Source organism: Mesorhizobium sp. B2-4-12, from assembly GCF_006441575.1.
Lineage (GTDB): Bacteria > Pseudomonadota > Alphaproteobacteria > Rhizobiales > Rhizobiaceae > Mesorhizobium.
In genome coordinates, this window is the sequence record NZ_VFVC01000064.1 from 1 (window position 1) to 20902 (window position 20902).

21 protein-coding genes and 1 tRNA gene are annotated in these 20902 nt (G+C 62.6%); 5 read left to right on the top strand and 17 right to left on the bottom strand.

The annotated features are described in order from the left end of the window. Window positions 1-319: 319 nt before the first annotated feature. The 3 genes from FJ934_RS25850 to FJ934_RS25860 form a co-directional block, all read right to left on the bottom strand. A complete protein-coding gene (locus tag FJ934_RS25850; RefSeq protein WP_140613248.1) occupies window positions 320-508 on the bottom strand; it encodes a DUF2158 domain-containing protein in 189 nt (62 codons plus the stop codon). Window positions 509-660: 152 nt separating this feature from the next. Next, window positions 661-1098: a VOC family protein gene (locus FJ934_RS25855; protein ID WP_140613249.1), complete on the bottom strand. Its 438-nt coding sequence runs from the start codon at window positions 1096-1098 to the stop codon at window positions 661-663. 355 nt (window positions 1099-1453) lie between these two features. Continuing rightward, a tRNA-Thr gene (locus tag FJ934_RS25860) sits at window positions 1454-1529 on the bottom strand. 310 nt (window positions 1530-1839) lie between these two features. Between FJ934_RS25860 and FJ934_RS25865 the strand changes: the two genes are divergently transcribed. Then, the gene (locus FJ934_RS25865; protein WP_140613250.1) at window positions 1840-2964 is read left to right on the top strand and encodes a hypothetical protein; all 1125 of its coding nucleotides are present in this window, start codon (window positions 1840-1842) and stop codon (window positions 2962-2964) included. A 104-nt stretch (window positions 2965-3068) separates the two neighbouring features. On the opposite strand, the gene FJ934_RS25870 is transcribed toward FJ934_RS25865, so the two are convergent. Continuing rightward, window positions 3069-4670, bottom strand: coding sequence for a cisplatin damage response ATP-dependent DNA ligase (locus tag FJ934_RS25870; RefSeq protein ID WP_140613251.1), 1602 nt, complete (start codon window positions 4668-4670; stop codon window positions 3069-3071). 4 nt (window positions 4671-4674) lie between these two features. After that, window positions 4675-5682 (bottom strand): ligase-associated DNA damage response exonuclease, encoded by a 1008-nt coding sequence (locus tag FJ934_RS25875; RefSeq protein ID WP_140613252.1) that lies wholly within the window; start codon window positions 5680-5682, stop codon window positions 4675-4677. Window positions 5683-5807: 125 nt separating this feature from the next. Between FJ934_RS25875 and FJ934_RS25880 the strand changes: the two genes are divergently transcribed. Further along, the gene (locus tag FJ934_RS25880) at window positions 5808-6725 is read left to right on the top strand and encodes a methyltransferase domain-containing protein (RefSeq protein ID WP_140613253.1); all 918 of its coding nucleotides are present in this window, start codon (window positions 5808-5810) and stop codon (window positions 6723-6725) included. Window positions 6726-6830: 105 nt separating this feature from the next. Continuing rightward, entirely contained in the window at window positions 6831-7190 is a 360-nt protein-coding gene (locus FJ934_RS25885; protein ID WP_140613254.1) for a hypothetical protein, read from the top strand. Between the two features lie 26 nt (window positions 7191-7216). On the opposite strand, the gene FJ934_RS25890 is transcribed toward FJ934_RS25885, so the two are convergent. The 9 genes from FJ934_RS25890 to FJ934_RS25930 all read right to left on the bottom strand — a co-directional run bounded on the left by FJ934_RS25890 (window position 7217) and on the right by FJ934_RS25930 (window position 17565). Continuing rightward, window positions 7217-8158, bottom strand: a complete 942-nt coding sequence (locus FJ934_RS25890) for a glyoxylate/hydroxypyruvate reductase A (RefSeq protein WP_140613255.1) — start codon at window positions 8156-8158, stop codon at window positions 7217-7219. A gap of 29 nt (window positions 8159-8187) precedes the next feature. After that, window positions 8188-9816 (bottom strand): ABC transporter ATP-binding protein, encoded by a 1629-nt coding sequence (locus tag FJ934_RS25895; RefSeq protein WP_140613256.1) that lies wholly within the window; start codon window positions 9814-9816, stop codon window positions 8188-8190. Further along, a complete protein-coding gene (locus tag FJ934_RS25900; RefSeq protein ID WP_140613257.1) occupies window positions 9813-10313 on the bottom strand; it encodes a PIN domain-containing protein in 501 nt (166 codons plus the stop codon). The genes FJ934_RS25895 and FJ934_RS25900 overlap by 4 nt, the downstream gene beginning before the upstream one ends. After that, window positions 10313-10546, bottom strand: a complete 234-nt coding sequence (locus FJ934_RS25905; RefSeq protein ID WP_140613258.1) for a hypothetical protein — start codon at window positions 10544-10546, stop codon at window positions 10313-10315. The genes FJ934_RS25900 and FJ934_RS25905 overlap by 1 nt, the downstream gene beginning before the upstream one ends. 148 nt (window positions 10547-10694) lie before the next feature. Continuing rightward, complete coding sequence (locus FJ934_RS25910) at window positions 10695-11840, bottom strand: ABC transporter permease (protein WP_140613259.1); 1146 nt, start codon at window positions 11838-11840, stop codon at window positions 10695-10697. Next, a complete protein-coding gene (locus tag FJ934_RS25915; RefSeq protein ID WP_140613260.1) occupies window positions 11840-12934 on the bottom strand; it encodes a microcin C ABC transporter permease YejB in 1095 nt (364 codons plus the stop codon). The genes FJ934_RS25910 and FJ934_RS25915 overlap by 1 nt, the downstream gene beginning before the upstream one ends. Before the next feature lie 30 nt (window positions 12935-12964). After that, the gene (locus tag FJ934_RS25920; protein ID WP_140613261.1) at window positions 12965-14833 is read right to left on the bottom strand and encodes an extracellular solute-binding protein; all 1869 of its coding nucleotides are present in this window, start codon (window positions 14831-14833) and stop codon (window positions 12965-12967) included. Further along, on the bottom strand, window positions 14833-16710 hold the full coding sequence (locus tag FJ934_RS25925) for an extracellular solute-binding protein (RefSeq protein WP_140613262.1): 1878 nt from the start codon (window positions 16708-16710) through the stop codon (window positions 14833-14835). Before FJ934_RS25925 ends, FJ934_RS25920 begins: the two co-directional genes overlap by 1 nt. Window positions 16711-16878: 168 nt before the next feature. Next, a complete protein-coding gene (locus FJ934_RS25930; RefSeq protein ID WP_140613263.1) occupies window positions 16879-17565 on the bottom strand; it encodes a cytochrome c family protein in 687 nt (228 codons plus the stop codon). Window positions 17566-17758: 193 nt separating this feature from the next. On the opposite strand from FJ934_RS25930, the gene FJ934_RS25935 reads away from it, so the two are divergent. Both FJ934_RS25935 and FJ934_RS25940 read left to right on the top strand, forming a co-directional pair. Beyond that, window positions 17759-18487 (top strand): 3-deoxy-manno-octulosonate cytidylyltransferase, encoded by a 729-nt coding sequence (locus FJ934_RS25935; protein WP_140613264.1) that lies wholly within the window; start codon window positions 17759-17761, stop codon window positions 18485-18487. Between the two features lie 38 nt (window positions 18488-18525). Further along, window positions 18526-19389 carry a prephenate dehydratase gene (locus FJ934_RS25940; RefSeq protein WP_140613265.1) on the top strand — a complete coding sequence of 288 codons (864 nt, stop codon included), beginning with the start codon at window positions 18526-18528 and terminating at the stop codon, window positions 19387-19389. Here FJ934_RS25940 and FJ934_RS25945 read toward each other — a convergent pair. From FJ934_RS25945 to FJ934_RS25955, 3 genes are all read right to left on the bottom strand, one after another. Beyond that, a complete protein-coding gene (locus FJ934_RS25945; protein WP_140613266.1) occupies window positions 19386-19691 on the bottom strand; it encodes a Dabb family protein in 306 nt (101 codons plus the stop codon). The two genes, FJ934_RS25940 and FJ934_RS25945, sit on opposite strands and share 4 nt — an antisense overlap. A gap of 31 nt (window positions 19692-19722) precedes the next feature. Further along, complete coding sequence (gene nudC / locus FJ934_RS25950; protein WP_140613267.1) at window positions 19723-20667, bottom strand: NAD(+) diphosphatase; 945 nt, start codon at window positions 20665-20667, stop codon at window positions 19723-19725. A 37-nt stretch (window positions 20668-20704) separates the two neighbouring features. After that, window positions 20705-20902: HIT family protein (locus tag FJ934_RS25955; RefSeq protein ID WP_140613268.1), on the bottom strand; the 198-nt coding region annotated here is incomplete at its 5' end.

A 20902-nucleotide genomic window follows, 5' to 3' on the forward strand; every position in this document is an offset into this window, starting at 1 on the left:
GAGCAGGAGCAGGAGCAGGGGGCTGCGTCGCCGTCTGGGCAAAAGCTGCCACGGTCGACAGGCTCAAGGCAGCGGCAAGGATCGAACGGCGTATCATGCTCTGGCGTCTCCGGTTGGGGCGTCGGCCACGGCCCGTGCCATGGTCACGCTTCAAGCGTTAAACGCCGCGGCGAGAGAAATCCGTCGGTCGCCTGTGCCGCCTGTTCCGATTTGTCGGCAGTGGCGGTCGGTGTTGGAACGGTCGCCGTAACACGGCGCCCGACGCGATCTGAATCCACGCCAGGCAAGGCCACTATTGTTGGTGGCGGTCGGGCTGGGATTATGTGGATTGGTCGGCGGCCACCAGCTGGTCCGATTTGAAGCCCGCATGTTGCGGGGTCCAGACATCGCCCTCACGGTTGAACCAATGGCACATATACGTGCCGGAAGCCGCGCCGTCGCTGACCGTCATCTTCGGACCTCCCGACTTCAGCCTGACGACGTCTCCGGTCTTGAAAGTGTTGGACATTTTGGGCCTCCATGCTGACGCCGGGAGTTTCACATCAAACATGAGTCTCGACAATGGCGGATATGCGTGGCGGGCGTCGCGATCCTTCGCGCTCGATCCTGATCCTCAGGGGGTAGCCGGCCCCGCTCGCAGGCCCTGTCGTCGTATCGCGCTCAGTTGAGTTCTTGGGCGAGTCCGATGAGAAGCCCTTCGGGCCCACGAATGTAGCAGAGCCGATAGACGTCTTTGTACTGGACGACTTCGCCTACGAGCTGCGCGCCGCGTTTGCGGAGCCGTTCAAGCGTGTCGTCGATGTCATCCACGGCGAACATGACGCGGAGGTAGCCGAGAGCGTTGACCGGGGCGTTGCGATGATCCGCGACGGCAGGCGGCGTGAGGAAGCGGGAGAGCTCAAGCCGGCCGTGGCCGTCCGGCGTGCGCATCATGGCAACCTCGACGTGCTGATCGCTCAGCCCAGTGACACGTCCGGACCATTCTCCTTCGATCGTGGCCCGCCCTTCGAGCTCAAGGCCGAGCTCGAGAAAGAAAGCAATCGTCTCTTCGAGGTCATCGACGACGATGCCTATGTTGTCCATACGTCGGAGCGCCATGTGTTCAATCTACAAGGCGTGGTCTGGGCCGTAAACTCATAAAACCGCTTGCCAGATGAGCAAATGGTGATTCATGGCTCCGGCGGGCAGCCTTTTGATGCGTCGCCGGTTTGAGCCGACGGATTTTGAGTGGTCGCTAATCGAGCCATTGCCGCCGCAAAGGAGCCGGGCATGTATTCGCGGCTCTTCGCGGCTCGATGGCTATGCGCTCCTCAGCGGACAGGTCCGCGCGGTCCGGTGCGCGAGTGTCGTCGTCGATGAGGTTGGAAAACTCGGTCTCTTGGGCAGAAGGCGCAGGCTGGAGTCTTTTCCGTTGCGGTACAAATCCGGCGAGGCGATCAGCCAAGGTGAGTTTTGGTGCCGCTTAGGTGACTCGAACACCTGACCCCATCATTACGAATGATGTGCTCTACCAACTGAGCTAAAGCGGCCCGGGAGGCCAAGGCCTCCAAGATGGGCTGGGTGATAGCCTCAACCGGCTGCGAATTCAAGATGCGACTTGGCAATTCTGCACGGGCTTCCGCCAGGATCGAAAGCCGGCCTTGGATCGGTCTTGCGGCACGGTTTGCCCGTCCTTGCGCGTGAAAATCGCCGACAGGGTCCGATTTTGTTTGCCGGAACATCGCCAAGATGGACTTTGGACACGCTGTCGAGGCAGAATGCGGCCGTCCGCCCGTTGATTGATTGGTCGCCTGCGGCTAACCATCACGCAGGGTTGGACAAATTGCAGAGGGATCTCGCTTGGACGCGATCGAAAAAGCGATCCGGAACGCCTTGGAAAAGGGTAATGCCGAGGACCGCGCGTTCCGCGAGAGGGTCTATCGGTCGGCCTTTGCCGCGCTCGACCGCGCGCTCCAGGCCAATCCCGGCGTGACCGTGGAAGCCGCCATCAAGCGCCGCAAGGCGATCCAGGCGAAGATCACCGAAATCGAATCCGAATTCCTGCCGGCGGTGCCGGACGTCGCCCCGCAGATCGACGCACCGGTGGCCGGGCCTACGGCCGGCGTAGCGCCGGCGGTCGAGACGGGACAGAAAGCCCCATCGCTCGCCTTCACAGTGGACGAGCCTGTGCACCCGGCATCCGACGCGGCGCGCTCGCGCGTGCTGCCGGTCGTTCCCGACATCATGCCGGATGCTATCGACATCGCAGCCTCCGCCGCGCCGGGAGCCGCGACCGAAGTGGCGCCGGACCGCGATGAAAGGCGCATTCGCGGACGACGCCTGCCGCTGACCGCGATCTTCTTCACGGTGACCCTGCTTGCGGCAATCGGCATCGGCCTGTTTTTCGCCATGCAGACCGGCGTGTTCAAGACGGCGGCGCAGCTCAATACAGCGCCGCCGGAGGCGCCGCCGACCGTCGAGGGCGACGATTTCACGCCGGCCGACGGCGCCAACGCGCCGGCAAAGCCGGGCGCGCCGGACCAGTCGCGTGACTGGATCGATGTGTTCTCACCGAACGACCCGACACATGTCGCCGCCCCCTCGGACGCCAAGGCAGAGGTTATGAAGGACGACACCGGCTCATTCCTGCGCATCCAGTCCGGCGCCTCTGGCTCGGCGATCGCCTTCGACGTCGGGCAGGGCGTGCTGGAGAGGCTCGCCGGCAAGCATGCCGTGTTCGACATCATCGCCCGTGCCGAGGACGGTAAGGACACGCAGATCTCCGTCGACTGCAATTTCGGCGAGCTCGGCGACTGCGGCCGCAAGCGCTACGCGGTCGGCCAGCAGCGCAACGAATATCTGTTCGACGTGCAGTTCCCCAACAAGCATCCGGGCTCGGCCGGAACCATCGCCGTCAATTCCGATTTCGACAAACAAGGCAAGGCGGTCAACATCTACGAGATCCGCGTGTCGATCGAACCGTAGTTGCGAGCAGTTAGAGCGGTTCAGCGTTTGATGGAATCGTTGACCCGCTCTAACTCGTTGCTTTGGGTAATTCCGGGTGGGAAGCGGCTGCACGCTGGAATTGCTTAGCGGTCGAGCAGCGCCTGCAGCGTCTCGATGCGGTCGGCCTCGTTGGTCGGCTTGTCCCATCGCAGCCGTGAAATGCGGGGAAAGCGCATGGCGACGCCCGATTTGTGCCGGGTCGAGCGGTTGAGTCCCTCGAACGCCACCTCTAGCACCAGCCCATTGTCGCGGTCGGCCCGCACCGACCGCACCGGCCCAAAACGCTCGACCGTGTTGTCGCGGACATATTTGTCGATCTGCCTGAGTTCCTCGTCGGTGAAGCCGAAATAGGCCTTGCCAACCGGCACCAGTTCCTCCTCGCCCTCGGCTCCCGACCAGACGCCGAACGTATAGTCCGAGTAGAAGCTCGACCGCTTGCCGTGGCCGCGCTGGGCATACATCAGCACGGCGTCGACCGTGTGCGGATCGCGCTTCCATTTGAACCACGGGCCTTTGGGCCTCCCGGCGACATAGGGCGAATCCCAGCGCTTCAGCATCACGCCCTCGATGATCGGATGCGGCGGCGCCCGGCGCAGATCCTCCAGCACCTGCCAATCCGTGAACTCAACGAAGGGCGACAGATCGAATCGGGCCGGATCGAGCGTCTTTACGAAAGCCTCAAGGCGTCCGCGCCGCTCGCGGAAGGGCAGTGCGCGCAAATCCTCGGCGCCGATCTGCAGCACGTCGTAGCAGCGCATGAAGGCCGGATATTGCTGCTGCATCTTCGGCGTCACCGTCTTGCGGTTCAGCCGCTGCTGCAGATCCGAGAAGGTTCCTGTCGCCTCTCGGGGATCGCCGACCAGCAATTCGCCATCGAGCGCTGCGGAAAAATTCATGGCGTCGGCAAGGTCGGGAAAAGCGCCGGAGACATCGTCGCCCGTACGCGAATAAAGCCGGCGGCTGCCGCCTTCCGCTACCGCCTGCACACGGATGCCGTCCCATTTCCATTCGGCCGCATAGTCTGCGGGGTCGAGCTTTTCGAGATCGCCGTCGCCGACCGGGTTCGACAGCATGACCGGGCGGAACAGCGCCATTGCCGTGTTCCGCGGCTTGTCGGCCTTGCCTTCCAGCCAGGCGAACAGCGCGGTGTAGGGCGGCGACAGGCCGTGCCACAACTCCTCGATCTCGGCGACATCGACCTCGCCGAAATCCGCCAGCGCCTGTTTGGCGAGCCGCGCCGAAACGCCGATGCGTAATCCCCCCGTGACCAGCTTGATGATGGCGAAGCGCGCCGAGATGCCGGCGCTGTCGAGCAGCCCGGCCAGGACCTTGGGTCCGTCGGATCGGCTCGCCGCCTGCAGCCTGGCCACGACCTCGCCGAGCGTCGGCTCGCGGTTCGGGATTTTGCCAGGGGCCTGCGGCCAGACCAGCGACACTGTCTCGGCGAGATCTCCGACATAGTCGTAGGAATAGCCGAACAGCACAGGGTCCATGCGTTCTGTGACCAGCATGCGCAGCATCGCCGGTTTAACCGCGGCGATGTTGAGATCGCCGGTGATGGCGGCCAGCGCCAGGCCGCGATCGGGATCCTCGACGCTGCGGAAATAGTCGGTGAGCAAAGTGAGCTTGCCGTTGCGCGACGGGGTCAGCACCAGGCGGTCGAGGAGTTCGGCGAAGCGGTTCATGCCGTCAATCGCCCTCGTCCTCATAGCCCACCAGATGCAGCGGCCGGGCGGCGATGCCTTCGAGTTCGCACCAGCGCACCAGCGCTTCCTCGCGGCCATGCGTGACCCAGACCTCGTCGGCGCCGGTCTCCTTGATGGTCGCGGTCAGCTCGTCCCAGTCGGCATGGTCCGATATGATCAGCGGCAGTTCGACGCCGCCTTGCTTGGCGCGCTGGCGGATGCGCATCCAGCCCGACGCGAAGCACGAGATCGGATCGGGGAAGCGCCGCGCCCAGCGGTCGGCGAAGGCCGCTGGCGGGCCGACCACGATGGCGCCGGCGAAATCCTCCTTGCTGCTTTCCACCGTCGCCGGTTCCAGCGTTCCCAGGTCGATGCCCTGGCTTTGGTAATAGTCGCTGAGCCTGGCCAGCGCGCCATGGATGTAGAGCGGCCTATCGTAGCCGGCATCGCGCAGCAGCCGCATCACGCGCTGCGCCTTGCCCAGCGCATAGGCGCCGACCAGATGCGAGCGTTCGGGAAACTGCGCCACCGATTTCAAAAGGCGGGCAATCTCTTCGGTGTCGGGTGGATGGCGAAACACCGGCAGGCCGAAGGTCGCCTCGGTGATGAACACGTCGCAGCGGATCGGCTCGAACGGCGCGCAGGTCGCATCCTTCTGACGCTTGTAGTCGCCGGAAGCGACGATGCGCGTGCCCTGATGTTCTACGGAGATCTGCGCCGAGCCCAGCACATGGCCGGCCGGATGGAAGCTGACGCTGACGCCGTCGAGGATGATCGTCTCGCCGAGCGGTGCCACCTGGGTCGTTCCCGCAAAATCCTCGCCATAGCGCAGGCCCATTATGTCGAGCGTCTGCTGCGTGGCCAGCACCGAGCGGTGGCCCGAGCGCGCATGGTCGGAATGGCCGTGCGTGATCAGCGCGCGGTTCACCGGCCGCACCGGATCGATGAAGAAATCGCCCGGCGGGCAGTACAGGCCTTCGGGCCGGGGGCAAAGCAGGTCGCTGGCGCGCATCGTCCCAAGATAGGATATAATTCCGCTTCGGGAAGCCCGCTGCCGGAGACTGCTGACTCCCAGGCATGCTTTGCTTTACAGAGGTGGCGGCCCGGCCGCCTCGGCCGGCGGAACCCGCTATCACTATGAAGCCACTCCAGACCTCGTCGGGCGATTTGAACGCCGATCGTCGTGCCGACTATGCCGAGATGCTCTTTGCCTCGGCCGATCACGCCGAGGCGGCCGAACTGCTGCTTGGTGCGCTCGAACTGGCGCCGCAATGGGCAATGGGCTGGTTCCGTCTTGGCGAGATGCAAGAGGCATCAGGCAGACCCGACCTCGCGGCGCAGGCCTGGAAGACGTCGCTGAAACTGGATCCGGCCGATCGCCAGGGCGCGGCTCTCAAATTGCATCTGATCGGCAAAAGTCCGGACTGCGCGACGCCCCCCAGCGCCTTTGTCGAAACGCTGTTCGACCATTACGCCGAGACGTTCGAGGACATGCTGGTCGGCAAGCTCGACTATAGGCTGCCCGATGTGCTCGACACGATCATCCGCCAGGCAAGGCCGGGGCGCTTCCGCCTGGCGCTCGACCTCGGCTGCGGCACCGGTCTGATGGGCGAGAGGCTGAGGCCGATCGTCGACCGGTTGGAGGGGGTCGACATCTCCGCCAGCATGCTGAGGAAAGCGCGGGCGAAAGGCATTTATGACGCGCTGACCAAAGCGGATCTGCAGCGATTTTCCTATTCGGGCGAGAAGCCCGATCTGGTGACATCAGCCGATGTTCTGATCTACATCGGCGCGCTGGAGGGCATGGTGGCGACAGTCGCCGGCCTGCTCGCCGACGATGGCCTATTTGTCTTCTCGGTCGAGAGCCTGGTGGATGGCGGCGATTTCGCTCTGCAACCCTCCCGGCGCTATGCACACTCGGACAGCTATGTCAGGCGCATACTCGAGGCCAATGGGTTTTCGATCCTGACGCTGAAACCGACAACCATCCGGCAGGATCGCCGCCAGCCCGTCGACGGGCTGGCTGTCGTGGCCCGAAAAGGTCACACCGCATGACGTGCGGATCATGCGGCGGCGCCGCTGCGAAAAAGTCGGATTTGCGTGCGACTAATATTTGCGATCTGGTCGCATCAGGGCGGGATATCTGGAGGAGCATATCGGATGCGCTGGAACATGATGGTCTTGGCATCTTGCCTGGCGACGGCCGGCTGCGTGGGCAATTCGATGTCGGCGCGCCAGGACGCCAACATCCAGTCCTCGCTGCAGTATGACAGCGTGCCATGCGATCAACTGCTGGCGCAGCGCAATGGGTTGGCGCAGCAACACAACCTTCCGACGACCGCGAAGCCGACCTTCTCCAATCCCGCCATGGGCTTCGGCCCGTTCATGCCCGACATACGCACCAAGGCCCAGCGCGACAGCGACAAGGCGTCAGGCGAGATCGACGCCATGAACCGGTCCATCGACCGCCGCGACTGCGGCAAGCCGGGCAAGCAGAAGAAGCTCGCGCTGTCTGGCTAACCTGGCCAGATGAGGGTAATCTCTGGCTAATATCCCGCCTTGCGGTCCACCAGATTCTCCAGCTTTTCGCCGCGCTCGAAGGCGTCCATCTGGCGCAGCATGATCGGCGCCAGGTGGACCGGATCGGAGGTCGCCGCGGCGTGCGGCGTGACGAACACTTTCGGATGCTTCCACAGTGGGCTGGTCTTCGGCAGCGGTTCGACCTCGAAGACGTCGAGGCTCGCCTCCTTCAGCGTGCCGTCGTCCAGCGCCCGCACGATGTCGGTGTCCTTCTGCAAGCGGCCGCGTCCGGCGTTGATCAGCACCGAGCCGCCGAGGCCGTTGCGTTTCCTCAGTTCCTTCAGCAGGCTGTAGTCGATGATACCCTGCGTGTCCGGCGTCAGCGGCAGAAGCACGACCAGTATATCGGTCGCCTTGAGGAACGGGACCAATCCGGCCTCGCCGCAATAGGTCGCGACCCCTTGCATGGGCCGGTCGGTGCGCGACCAGCCATTGACCGCGAAGCCGAGCGACAGAAGCACGGAGGCCGCGGCGCGGCCGAGATTGCCCAGCCCCATAATGCCGACGGAAATGTCGCCGGCCGGCCTCTGCTGCGCCTCGTGCCAGATCTTCTTCGGTTGCTGCGACCGGTAGAGCAGGCCCTGACGATGGTGGTCGAGCACCCGCCAGACGACATATTCGGTCATGTATTGGGTGAGGTTGTCGGCGACGATCCTGACGATCGGCACATCGGGCAGGCCGGGATCGGCGAAGATATGGTCGACGCCGGCGCCGATCGAGAAGATGGCGCGCAGATTGGGCAGCAACGCCAGAATATTCGGCTTCTGCTTCCACACCACCGCATAGGTGATCGATGGATCCTTGGCGCCGTCCGGCTCCAGCACCACCTCGCGCTCGGCCGACAACAGGTCGCGCCAGCGCTGCGGATGAAAGCCGGTGACGGCAAGCAGGATACGGCCCTTTTCCATCGTGGTTCGTCTAGTCCCTTTTATGCCAATCACTCGCTGACGATGCCGGCCGGCGCCGTCTCTATCTTGAAGGCGGCCGAGATGAGCGCCCGAGTATAGTCCGTTTGCGGCTTTCCAAAAATCTGTTCGGAAGGACCGGCTTCGACGATCTGGCCGTTGCGCATGACGATGACGTCGTTGGCCAGCGCCCGGATGACCTTAAGGTCGTGGCTGATGAAGAGATAGGCGAGGTCGTGCTTGGCCTGCAGGCTGCGCAAGAGGTCAACGACCTGTGCCTGCACGCTCATGTCGAGTGCCGATGTCGGCTCATCCAGCATGACGAAACGCGGGTTGAGCACCATGGCGCGTGCGATCGCGACACGCTGGCGCTGGCCGCCGGAAAACTCGTGCGGATAGCGGTTGCGGGTCGCTGGATCGAGGCCGACCTCCTTCAGCACAGCGGCCACCTTGTCGTCGCGCTGGTCGGCTGAGAGCTTCGGCTCGTGAATCTTCAGGCCTTCCTCGATGATCTCGGCGATCGACATGCGCGGGCTGAGCGAGCCGAACGGGTCCTGGAAGACGATCTGCAATTCACGCCTGAGCGGCCTCATGGCGTTGAAGGTGAGCTGGTTGATGTCGCGTCCGTTGAACTGGATGGTTCCGGTCGAGGAGATCATGCGCGCCAGCGCCAGGCCGAGCGTCGTCTTGCCCGATCCGGATTCGCCGACCACGCCCAGCGTCTGGCCGGCGCGCACGGTGACGTCGATGCCGTCGACCGCCTTCACATGATCGACCGTGCGGCGGAAGAAGCCCTGTTTGATCGGAAACCAGACCTTGATGTCCTTGCCCGTCATCACCGCCTTGGCGCCGGCATTGGCGGTCGGCGGCTTGCCCTTTGGCTCTGCGGCCAGGAGGTGACGCGTATAGGGGTGCTGGGGGTTGGCGAAGATGTCCTTGGTCGGTCCCGTCTCGACGATCTTGCCCTTGGTCATCACGCAGACCCGGTCGGCGATCTTGCGCACGATGCCGAGATCATGGGTGATGAACAGCATCGACATGCCCTTGCGGCTCTTGAGGCCGGCCAACAGTTCGAGGATCTGCGCCTGGACTGTGACGTCGAGCGCCGTCGTCGGCTCGTCGGCGATCAGGAGTTCCGGTTCGTTGGCCAGCGCCATGGCGATCATGACGCGCTGGCGCTGGCCGCCGGACAATTGGTGCGGATAGGCGTCGAGCCGCTTCTGCGGATCGCGGATGCCGACCTCGTTGAGCAGCGCAAGCGTGCGCGCTTTGGCCGGGCGGTCGGCCATGCCCTGGTGCAGCTTCAGGATCTCGACGATCTGCTGCTCGATCGTATGCAGCGGATTGAGCGAGGTCATCGGTTCCTGGAAGATCATGGTGATCTTGTTGCCGCGCACCTGGCGCAACTGCTTCTCGCTCATCGCCAGCAGGTCGGCGCCCTGGAACAGGATCTTTCCCGACGGATGGCTGGCGCTGGGATAGGGCAGCAGCTTCAGCACCGACAGCGCCGAGACCGACTTGCCGGAGCCGGATTCGCCGACCAGCGCCACCGTCTCGCCCTTGGCGATATCGAAGGAGATATGGTCGACGGCTACGGACTGGCCGCCGCCCTGGCTGAAGGCGACGCTGAGGTCCTGTACGCTGAGCAGGGGAGCACTCATCCCTGAATTTCCGCGATAGCTTTGTCCAGGGCGGCAATCTCCGGTCGCATGACCGAAATTTCCGCTGTCATTTGAGGCGGAACGAGTCGCTCTGGCGCGAGAGAATAGGCATCTTTCAACCTGGTGTCGGCCGTCAGGAATTGCGTGCAGCCGAAGTGCATGGCCGTGGCAAGGTGAATCGCATCCGGTAGCCTGAGAGAAACGAATTTCGAACGGAGCTGTGCCGCGTGCCACAGAACCTCGCGAGTTACCGTCCCGACTAAGACAAAGGCGTTGCCAATCGAAATATTGTCATAGAGCTCGACAAGCGACTCGTTGCCTTTTTTCAGAGGGTCAACCATCAATTCCGCCAGCACGATCTCGCTTGTCGCGAGGAAAGGCTGCTGTCTATCCCCGTTCAATGAAATGAGCTGAAGCAGCTTTTTTGCGAGTGCATCATTGTTCTCAAAAGCGTAGATGAAAATGTTCGTATCGATATAAAGCCGGAAGGCGGCCATCAATCCTCCCATTCATCACGGAGGGCACGAACGCGTGCGACAGCCTCTTCGAGGCTCGTTCCCGGCGCGCTGGTCTGAGCATTTTGCATAAGTTCAAGCAATTGTTCGCGGCCGAGAGGCCTTTTGGCTTCCTCTTCTACAGTAACCGTAACCGAGGCACCCAAGGCTATACCCGATCGCAATTCATCGGGGAGTTTCGATGCCGGATAATGCTCAAGGATGACCTTATTCATGGCGAGGTCCTCTCATGGGTGTGCGGCGTGGCTGCCATTTGTGATGCGCTGGTCACAGCCACCAATCATTTCGCCAATTGACGCATATGGCCACTTTTATGCGAATTGCCATACCGAGAATATAGCATTCCGAATGCCAGTTTGCCCCTCATTTGAACGTCTTGCGCGGATCGAAGGCGTCGCGCGTCGCCTCGCCGACAAAGACCAGCAGCGACAGCATCAGCGAGATGACGACGAAACCGGAAATGCCGAGCCACGGCGCGTTCAGGTTGCGCTGCGCCTGTTTCAGCAGTTCGCCGAGCGAGGCCGAGCCGGGCGGCAGACCGAAGCCGAGATAGTCGAGCGAGGTCAGCGTCGAGATCGAGCCCGAGAGCAGGAAGGGCAGGAAAGTCAACGTCGCCACCATGGCATTGGGCAACAGATGCCGGAACATGATGGTGCGGTTGGGCACGCCGAGGGCCCGCGCCGCGTTGACATATTCGAAGTTGCGGGCGCGCAGGAACTCGGCCCGCACCACGCCGACCAGCGCCACCCAGGAGAACAGCAGCATCAGGCCGAGCAGGATGAAGAAGCCCGGCGGCAGAATGGCGGCGACGATGAGCAGCAGATAGAGCACGGGTATGGCCGACCAGATTTCGATGAAGCGCTGGAACAGCAGATCCGTCCAGCCGCCGAAATAGCCCTGCACGGCACCGGCTCCGACGCCGATCAAGGCCGACCCGGCGGTCAGGATCAGGCCGAACAGCACCGAAATGCGAAAACCGTAGATGACGCGCGCCAACACGTCGCGCGCCTGGTCGTCGGTGCCCAGCCAGTTCCAATTGCCGACGATGCAGGCAGGATCATCAGCCCCTTTCGGATACTGGTTGCAGCGCGTCTTGGCGTCATACTGCCAGGACGGCTTTGCGGGCGCGGCTTCGGGAATGGCGTTGTTGACGGTCTGGTAGGAGTAGCGGATCGGCGGCCAGATCATCCAGCCGTTGGCGCTGATCTCGTCCTGGATCACCGGATCGCGATAGTCGGTGACGGCGTAGAAGCCGCCGAACTTTTCTTCCGGATAGGCCACCAGCACCGGAAACAGGATTTCTCCCTTGTAGGAGGCGATGATCGGTTTGTCGTTGGCGATGAATTCAGCAAACAGCGACAGCACGAACAGGATCAGGAAAATCCACAACGACCAGAAGCCGCGCCGGTTGGCCTTGAAATTCTGCAAGCGGCGCTTGTTGAGCGGCGACAGAAACGGCCGTGGGATCCGGACCGGTACCGCGCCCGCAGTAACGCTTGCCTCAGACATCAGACGTCTCTCCGCTCGAAATCGATGCGCGGATCGACCCAGGTGTAGATGAGGTCGGACAGCAATCCGATGAACAGTCCAAGAAGCGAGAAGATGTAGAGGTTGGCGAACACCACCGGATAGTCACGCTCGACCACCGACCTGAAGCCGAGCAGACCAAGGCCGTCGAGCGAAAAGATGTTCTCGATCAGCAGCGACCCGGTGAAGAAGGCCGAGATGAAGGCGCCGGGAAAACCGGCGATGACGATCAGCATGGCATTGCGGAACACGTGGCCGTAAAGCACCTGCCTTTCCGACAGGCCCTTGGCGCGCGCGGTCACCACATACTGCTTGCGGATTTCCTCCAGGAACGAGTTCTTGGTGAGCAGCGTCGTCGTGGCGAAGGCCGACAGCACCAGCGCCGTCAGCGGCAGGGTCATGTGCCAGAAATAGTCGACGATCTTGCCCGGCCATGACAATTGATCCCAATTGTCCGAGACGATGCCGCGCAGCGGGAACCAGTCCCAGAAGGATCCGCCGGCAAACAGCACCATCAGGAGGATGCCGAACAGGAAGCCTGGAATGGCATAGCCGACGATGACGACGCCGCTGGTCCAGACGTCGAACGGGCTGCCGTCCTTGACCGCCTTGCGGATGCCGAGCGGGATTGAGATCAGGTAGGACAGCAGCGTGATCCAAAGTCCGATCGAAATCGAAACCGGCATTTTCTCGAGGATCAGGTCGAGCACCGAAATATCGCGGAAATAGCTGTTGCCGAAGTCGAAACGGGCATAGTTCCAGAGCATCATGCCGAAGCGCTCGAGCGGCGGCTTGTCGAAGCCGAACTGCTTCTCGAGCTTCTTGATGAATTCTGGATCGAGCCCCTGGGCGCCGCGATATTTCGAGCCGACGTCGCCTGCGGCGTCGAAATTGGAACCGCCCGCATCGCCGCCACCGCCGCCGAGGCGGTCGCTGCCGCCCTGATTGGTTAGCTTGGCGATGACCTGTTCGACCGGGCCGCCCGGCGCGAACTGGATGACGGCGAAGGAGATCGCCATGATGCCGAACAGGGTCGGGATCATCAAAAGGATGCGGCGCAGGATATAGGCGCCCATCAGGCTTCCTGCCCTCTTTGGACTGAGATCTCAGCCTTTGCCAATTTTTGCCGCCTTGCCTTTATCGACCCACCACAGCGCCTCGACCGGAAAACCGAAATCGGGTTTCTGCTCGGGAAAGCCGAACATGTCCCAATAGGCGCTTCGGTGATTCGCCAGGAACCAACTAGGAATCCAATCGCACCGCGCGCGCAAGACCCGGTCGAGTGCCCGCATCGCGACTGTCAGGCTTTCACGGTCCTTGGCTGCCCCAACCGCGTCGATCAGCGTGTCTATAGCGGGGTTTGACACGCCTGGCAGGTTGCGCGAGCCCGAAAGGTTGGCGGTTCTGGAGTGGAAGAAGACTTCGAGATCGTCGCGCGTCGGCGTGGCGCTGAACGAGAAAGCGGCCGACAGAAGATCGAAATCGAATGTCGCCTGTCTCGCCTGGTATTGCGCCGAATCCACCAGCCGGATCGTGGCATCGATGCCGATCGCCTTCATGTTGGCGACCCAGGGCGAATAGACCTGCACGAAGGTATCATCGTCGACCATGAATTCCGCCGAAAGCCTGCCGCCCTTGTCGTTGACGACGAAATCGCCCGTCCGCTTCCAGCCCGCCGCGTTGAGAAGCTTTGCCGCCTGGCCAAGCAGCTTGCGGTCGCGGCCGGAGCCGTCGGACGCGGGCTGCGTCACCGCCTTGCCGAAGACTTCGGCCGGAAGCTGGCCGCGCAACGGCTCCAGCAGGGCCAATTCCTGCGGCGATGGCAGGCCTTCGGCACGAAAATCGGATTTCTCGAAGCAGGATTGCGAACGCTCGTACGAGCCGTAGAAGAAGTTGCGTCGCGTCCATTCGAAATCGAAGCAGAGCGCGATCGCCTGGCGCACGCGCGGATCGCGAAACTGTTCGCGCCGCTGGTTGACCGCCGTCCCCTGCATCGTCGGCCGCTTTTCGGCGGGGAATTCGTGCTTGACGACCTTGCCGGCAGTCAGGGCTGGAAAGTCATAGGCGGTCGCCCAGACGCGCGAGGTGAATTCCTCGCGATAGGTGATTTCGCCTTTCTTGAAGGCTTCGAAACCGGCCGTGCGGTTCTGGTAGAACTCGATGCGGATGCGGTCGAAATTGTTCTGCCCGCGATTGACCGGGAGGTCGCGGCCCCAATAGTCCGCCACCCGGTCATATTCGATCCATGCCCCAGCCGAGAAGCGCCCGACCTTGTAGGCGCCGGAGCCGAGCGGCGGGTTCAACTGCGAGGAGTCGAACAGGTTGGCCGTGTAGAAGGCCTTTGACAGGATCGGGAATTCCACGACATTGAGCACGGTGCGGGCCGATTGCTTGCCGGAAAAGGTAAGCCGCAGCGTGCGGTCGTCGACGGCGACGGCATCGACCAGATGCGTCAGCGACAGCGACAGGTCGGGGTGGCCCTTGTCCTTGTAGAGCTTGAAGGTGAAAGCGGCATCCTGCGCCGTCAGCGGCGTGCCGTCATGGAAACGCGCTTCGGGGCGAAGCGAGAAGGTGAAAGCATTGCGGTCGTCGGACAGCGACACGCCGTCGGCGATCTGGCCATAGACGGCGTCGGGTTCGTCCAGCGCCCGCACCATCAGCGCATCGAAACACATCTCCATGCGCGGCGGCGCATCGCCCTTGTCCACGAAGGAGTTCAGCGTGTTGAAGGTCTGCGTATCCTGGTTGTAGCCCCAGTTCGGCGGGGCGAAGTTGAACACACCGCCAGCCGGTGCTTCGACATTGACATAGTCGAAATGGGTGAAATCCGGCTTGTATTTGAGATCGCCGAAGGCGGAGAGCCCATGCAGTTTTGTACCTGTCGCGATGTCTGCGAAGGCTTTTGCGGGCAACAGAGCCGCGGCAGCGGCAGCCGCGCCAAGCGCTAGAAAGTCGCGGCGGGGAAGAGCCGCCATCAATTGCCGCCCTTGTATTTGGCCGCCAGCGCCTTCTCCTTGTCGAGGTCGATCCACCACGAATCGATATCGGCACCGACATAGGCGGGCTGCTTGTCGGGGAACTTGAACTTGTCCCAATAGGCCAGCCAAACCGCGGACCGATGGTATTGCGGCACCACGTAGAAGTTCCACAGCAGGACACGGTCGAGCGCATGGGTGGCGGCGACGAGATCATCGCGGTCGGTGGCGAAGATGATGCGGTCGATCAGCGCGTCGACGGTAGGATCCTTGATGCCCATCAGATTGCGCGAACCAGGTGCGTCGGCGGCCTTCGAGCTCCAGAAATCGCGCTGCTCGTTGCCGGGTGAGTCCGACTGGCCGAACAGGCCCGTGACGACATCGAAATCGAAGTTGTTGACGCGGTTGATGTATTGCGTCTGATCGATGATGCGCAGCGAGGCATCGACACCGATCTTGCGCAGATTGGCGATGTAGGGACTGGCGATCACCTGGTCGGTTTCATTCCAGCCGAGGATCTCGAACTTGAACGGCGCGCCTGTCTTGGTGTTGACCATCTTGCCGCCCTTGATGACCCAGCCGGCCTTGGCGAAGAGATCGACCGCCTGCTTCAGATACTTTCGCTCCGCTTGCGGGGAGTCGTAGACGGGCAACTTGAATTCCTGCGTGAAGAGTTCCGGCGGCAACTTGTCGCGATATTTTTCCAGGATTTCCAGTTCCTTGCCCTGCGGCAAGCCGCTGGATGCCAGTTCGGTCCCCTGGAAATAGCTTGATGTGCGGGTATTGAAGCCGAAGAACAAGGTGCGATTCATGCTCTCGAAATCGAACGGGATAGTCAGTGCCTCCCGGACCAGCCGGTCCTGGAACAAAGGCCGCCGCTGGTTGAGGACAAAGCCCTGCATCGGTTGTGGCGACTGGGTTGGAAAATCCTTCTTGATGACGTCGCCGGCCTGGATGGCTGGGAAATTGTAGGCCGTCGCCCATTTGCGGGAGCTGTATTCCCGGTTGATATCTTCCAGGCCGCCCTTGGTGAAGGCAAGCCAGGCGGCATTGTCGTCGAGGATGTAGGTGTATCGGCGCGTGTCGAAATTCTCGCGGCCGATCTTCACCGGCAGTTTGGCGCCCCAATAGTCCGGCACGCGCTGCCAGACGATTTCCGAGCCCGGCTTGAAGCTGGCGATCTTGTAGGCCGCCGAGCCGAGCGGGATTTCCAGAGTCGGCTTGGTGACGTCGCGCTTCTTGCCGTTGGCATCCGTGCCTTCCCACCAGTGCTTCGGCAGTACCGCGAGATCGCCGATGATCTTCGGCAGCTCGCGGTTACCCTTCTGGTTGAAATGGAACTCGACCTCGTGGTCGGAGACCGCGACCGCATCAGTGACGTTCTCGAAATAACGACTGTATTGCGGGCTGTTCGCCTTCAGCACCTGGAACGACCAGATCACGTCGTCGACGGTGATCGGCTGGCCGTTATGCCATTTCGCGCGCGGGTCGAGCCTGTAGGTCGCCGAGGAATAGTCGGCCGGATATTTATAGGCGTCTGCGATCAGCGGATGGCTGGTGCTGCCTTCATCGGTCGCCTGCTCCATCAGCGTGTCGTAGAGCAGGCCGCCACCGAATCCCACCAGGCCGGCCGCTGGCGATCCCTGGACGATATAGGGGTTGAAGCTGTCATAGGTGCCGAGCAGCACCGAATTCAACGTGCCACCCTTGGGCGCGTTTGGGTTGACGTAGTCATAGTGCTGGAAGTTGTCGCCGTATTTGGATTGGCCGATTAGCGACGAGGTGGTCCGCCACTCGTCGGCCAGGGTCGTCTGCAAGCCCGCCGCCAGCAGGACCGCCGCCAGCAGCGACTTGAGAAGCATTCGGCCAATCGTCATGCACTATCCTCTTCGCGGTACATGCCAGATCATCCAGAAAGGCGATCCTAGATGATTTGGCGCGCGTGAAAACCGCAATCGCCCGGCTCTGTCGCCGCACCCGGTGTTATCTCAACGAAAAAGCCGGGCTGAACCCGGCTTTTTCAAGATCATGAGATGATATTTTGGTTATTTGGCAGGCGCCGGTGCCGCCGGTGCAGGTGCAGCGGGAGCGGCCGGCTTGGCCGGTGCGGCGCCATCAGCCGGCTTTGCCGGAGCGGCTCCGCTGGTTGGCTTGGCGGGCGCGGAAGCGTCCGCGGCGGCACCCGGTGCCGGCAGCGGCTTGGGATTGTCCGACAGCGTACGCAGATAGGCGATGACGTTGGCGCGGTCCTCGTCCTTGGGCAGGCCGGCGAAACCCATGGCCGTGCCCTTCACGAATTTCTTCGGCGAGGTGATGAAGTGGTTGATGTTGTCGTAGGTCCACTTCTCGGTGCCGCCCTTGGAGAATTCCTTCATGCCGGCCGAATAGGCGAAGCCTTCATGTTCGGCGACCGGACGGTCGACGACGTCCCACAGATCGGGGCCGACCTTGTTCGGCCCGCCCTTTTCGCCGGAATGGCAGGCCTGGCATTTCTTGAAGACGGCAGCGCCCGCCTCGACATTGGCGTTCTGCAGCAGGTCGGCGATTGGCTTGGCCTCCGCGGCCGGGGCGGCAGCGCCGCCTTCGGTGGGCTCCGCGGCCTCGATGGCGAAGCCTGGCTTTTCCGGAGCCGGCGAGGCAAACAGCGCGTCCGAGACCAGGCCGACCGAGAAGACGACGAAAACGGTTCCGAGCAATCCGGCGAGCAGTTTGTTGACTTCGTTGGAATCCATACGCCCCTTGCTCCCTTTTCCGGCGGACTGATCCGTCCACTCCGTCCGTCGGTATCGAGACCCGCCCTCCAGAGCCGGTCAAATCGCGCGGAAACTAGGTCTTTTGCTCGGGCGTTGCAACACCTATAAGGGCGCTTCCAGTGAGACCTTTTGCCACTTTTCCCCTCCTCTTTTCGAACGCCTTGCCATAGCCATGTCCACCTTGATCCTGATCCCCGCCCGCATGGCCTCGACCCGCCTGCCGGGCAAGCCGCTGGCCGATATCGCCGGCGCCCCGATGATCGTGCATGTCGCCCGCCGCGCGGCCGAAGCAGGCCTCGGCCGCGTGGTGGTGGCGACCGATACGCAAAGCGTGGCCGACGCGGTGCGCGAGCATGGTTTCGAGGCCGTGATGACACGCGTCGATCACGAATCCGGCTCCGATCGCATCCACGAGGCGCTGGTCGAGCTTGATCCCCGGCGCGAGGTCGAAACGATCGTCAATGTGCAGGGCGACCTGCCGACCATCGATCCCGACATCATCGCCGCCTCGCTTTGGCCTTTCGAGGACGCGGCCGTGGATATCGCCACGCTCTGCGTCGAGATCGTACGCGAGGAGGAAAAGACCAATTCCAACGTCGTCAAGGTCGTCGGTTCGCCTCTGTCCGCCAAGAGGCTAAGGGCGCTGTATTTCACCCGTGCCACCGCGCCATGGGGCGAGGGGCCGCTTTATCACCATATCGGCCTCTACGCCTATCGGCGTTCCGCGCTTGAGCGCTTCGTGTCACTGAAGCCGTCGCCGCTCGAGCGCCGCGAGCGGCTGGAGCAGTTGCGGGCGCTGGAAGCCGGCATGCGCATCGACGCCGAGGTCGTCCAGTCGCTGCCGCTTGGCGTCGACACGCCGCAAGACCTTGAGCGCGCCCGAACCATCCTTTCAAACTGATCCCTCCGAACAGAGACACTGTGAATCGAGATCTGGGCATGCCTGAAAAGACCGACAGAATATCCTTCCAGGGCGAGCCGGGCGCCAATTCCGACACCGCCTGCCGCAACGTCTATCCCTCGATGGAGCCGTTGCCGTGCCCGACCTTCGAGGACGCGTTCAACGCGGTCGAGACCGGCAAGGCCGATCTCGCCATGATCCCGATCGAGAACACCATCGCCGGGCGCGTTGCCGACATCCATCACCTGCTGCCGGAATCGAGGCTTCACATCGTCGGCGAATATTTCCTGCCGATCCATTTCCAGCTGATGGTGCTGCCCGGCGTCAAACGCGACGAGATCAAGACCGTGCACAGCCACATCCACGCGCTTGGCCAGTGCCGCAAATACATCCGCAAGAACGGCTGGAAGGCGGTCGTCGCTGGCGACACGGCGGGCGCCGCCAAGATGGTCTCCGAGGTCAAGGACCGCACCATGGCCGCTCTCTCGCCGGCGCTAGCGGCGACGCTTTACGGGCTCGATATCATCGAGGAGAATGTCGAGGATACCGATTCCAACGTCACCCGCTTCGTCGTCCTGACCAAGAACAAGCAGTGGGCCGAGCGCCCGTCACCTGACGTCAGGATGATGACGACCTTCATGTTCCGCGTCCGCAACGTGCCGGCCGCGCTTTACAAGGCGATGGGCGGCTTCGCCACCAACGGCATCAACATGACCAAGCTGGAGAGCTATCAGCTGGGCGCATTCACGGCGACGCTTTTCTACGCCGATATCGAAGGCCATCCCGACGATCCGCTGGTCAAGCTGGCGCTGGACGAGCTTCGCTTCTTTTCACGCGAGGTGCGGATTCTCGGTGTCTATCCGGCCAGCCAGTCGCGCGAGCAGTGGAAAGTGGCCGATTAAATCACCGCGCCCAGTGGCACGTAATCGATCTCGAGAAATTTCTCGACCTCCGGCACCCAGCGGTCACGCACGAAGGCGACATGGTCGGGATGATCGTTGTATCTGGTGTAGGCGGCCTGGTCGGCGAACTCCATCGAGAAGCCGAACCGATAGTCGTTCTTGGGGCTCACCTGCCGCAACTGTTCGAAATCGGTGACGCCCCGGATCGCCGAGAGGATTTTCCTGGCGTCGACCAGAAAGCACTTTTCCTCCAGCGAGTGCGGCGCATGCTTCAGCGTGAAGACGACGGTGTGGCGGATCATTTGCCTCTCCTGCAATGACTTTCAGTATTCGCTATGCGCTGTCGACCCAGGCGCGGATGAGGTGATGCGCGATGGCTCCTTTCGGCGGCGTGATCAGGTTGCCAGGATGCTCGCGGGCGAGCATCGAGCGCACTTCGTCGCGCAAGAACCAGCGGCAGTCTTCCAGTTCGTTGAGATCGGCCTGGATGTCTTCGTTGAGCGGCTCGCCGAAACAGCCGATCATCAGTGAATAGGGGAACGGCCAAGGCTGGCTGGCATGATAGACGACGCGGCCGAGCCGGATGCCGGCCTCCTCCAGCGTTTCGCGGCGCACCGCCGCCTCGATCGTCTCGCCCGGCTCGATGAACCCGGCAAGCGCCGAATACATGCCCGGCGCGAAGTGCCGGCCACGCCCGAGCAGGCATTTCTCCCGCGTCGCCGTCAGCATGATCGCCACCGGGTCGGTGCGAGGGAAATGCTCGGTGCCGCAATTCGGGCAATGCCGTTTGTAGCCGCCCGCCCGCATCTGCGATTGGGTGCCGCATTTGCTGCAGAAGCGATGGCTGGCATGCCAGGCGAGCAGGGCGGCTCCTTGCGCCATTGCCCCGGCAGCCGCCTCGTCGATCAGCCCCTGCATATAGACCGACCGGTAGTCGATCGCCTTGACTGTCTCGGACAGCTGTTCGTCGTCGATGCCCGCCGGTACGGCAAGCACTGGTCCCTGTCCGGAAAAACCGAGCAGCACGCTTTGGTCGAAGAAGGGCGTGAAAGGCTGGCTTTCGGCGACGCCGAACCAGGGATCAAAACCGCTGCCATTGCCGGATTTCAGGTACAGCCGGCCGCCATTCATCAAAAGCAGCCGCGCCGTCGGATCCGCGAGAGCCCTGTCGACCGAATCGTCGGCGCGTTTCTCGGATTGCCGGTCGATCGTGTTGCCGGCAAAGCCGACAAACTGGCTCGGCTCGCGCATTGGCGCGTCAAACAGGCGGAAGCTCATGGGGACTCTGGTGCTCTGGGATGGACACGGGAAAGGCTTATAGCGCCGCCCTTATCGTTTCGGCAAACCGGCGCAGATCGGACCGTTGATACGGCTCGCGCAGGCCGTGCCCCCACACCGGGCCGGGCCAGCCGGGATCGCCTTCAGACCGTGCAATGACATGGATGTGCAGCTGGCGCACGATATTGCCGAGCGCGCCGGTGTTGATCTTGGTGCAGCCGGTCACCTTCTTCAG

Bases quoted from the DNA above. Each gene is read 5' to 3' on its own strand.
- FJ934_RS25885 (WP_140613254.1), top strand. From the start codon at position 6,831: ATGCGCTGGAACATGATGGTCTTGGCATCTTGCCTGGCGACGGCCGGC.
- FJ934_RS25855 (WP_140613249.1), bottom strand. From the start codon at position 1,098: ATGGCGCTCCGACGTATGGACAACATAGGCATCGTCGTCGATGACCTC.
- FJ934_RS25915 (WP_140613260.1), bottom strand. From the start codon at position 12,934: ATGGGCGCCTATATCCTGCGCCGCATCCTTTTGATGATCCCGACCCTG.
- FJ934_RS25930 (WP_140613263.1), bottom strand. From the start codon at position 17,565: ATGGATTCCAACGAAGTCAACAAACTGCTCGCCGGATTGCTCGGAACC.
- FJ934_RS25875 (WP_140613252.1), bottom strand. From the start codon at position 5,682: ATGCGCGCCAGCGACCTGCTTTGCCCCCGGCCCGAAGGCCTGTACTGC.
- FJ934_RS25945 (WP_140613266.1), bottom strand. From the start codon at position 19,691: ATGATCCGCCACACCGTCGTCTTCACGCTGAAGCATGCGCCGCACTCG.
- FJ934_RS25910 (WP_140613259.1), bottom strand. From the start codon at position 11,840: ATGTCTGAGGCAAGCGTTACTGCGGGCGCGGTACCGGTCCGGATCCCA.
- FJ934_RS25920 (WP_140613261.1), bottom strand. From the start codon at position 14,833: ATGGCGGCTCTTCCCCGCCGCGACTTTCTAGCGCTTGGCGCGGCTGCC.
- FJ934_RS25890 (WP_140613255.1), bottom strand. From the start codon at position 8,158: ATGGAAAAGGGCCGTATCCTGCTTGCCGTCACCGGCTTTCATCCGCAG.
- FJ934_RS25880 (WP_140613253.1), top strand. From the start codon at position 5,808: ATGAAGCCACTCCAGACCTCGTCGGGCGATTTGAACGCCGATCGTCGT.
- nudC (WP_140613267.1), bottom strand. From the start codon at position 20,667: ATGAGCTTCCGCCTGTTTGACGCGCCAATGCGCGAGCCGAGCCAGTTT.
- FJ934_RS25895 (WP_140613256.1), bottom strand. From the start codon at position 9,816: ATGAGTGCTCCCCTGCTCAGCGTACAGGACCTCAGCGTCGCCTTCAGC.
- FJ934_RS25850 (WP_140613248.1), bottom strand. From the start codon at position 508: ATGTCCAACACTTTCAAGACCGGAGACGTCGTCAGGCTGAAGTCGGGA.
- FJ934_RS25900 (WP_140613257.1), bottom strand. From the start codon at position 10,313: ATGGCCGCCTTCCGGCTTTATATCGATACGAACATTTTCATCTACGCT.
- FJ934_RS25925 (WP_140613262.1), bottom strand. From the start codon at position 16,710: ATGACGATTGGCCGAATGCTTCTCAAGTCGCTGCTGGCGGCGGTCCTG.
- FJ934_RS25905 (WP_140613258.1), bottom strand. From the start codon at position 10,546: ATGAATAAGGTCATCCTTGAGCATTATCCGGCATCGAAACTCCCCGAT.
- FJ934_RS25935 (WP_140613264.1), top strand. From the start codon at position 17,759: ATGTCCACCTTGATCCTGATCCCCGCCCGCATGGCCTCGACCCGCCTG.
- FJ934_RS25940 (WP_140613265.1), top strand. From the start codon at position 18,526: ATGCCTGAAAAGACCGACAGAATATCCTTCCAGGGCGAGCCGGGCGCC.
- FJ934_RS25870 (WP_140613251.1), bottom strand. From the start codon at position 4,670: ATGAACCGCTTCGCCGAACTCCTCGACCGCCTGGTGCTGACCCCGTCG.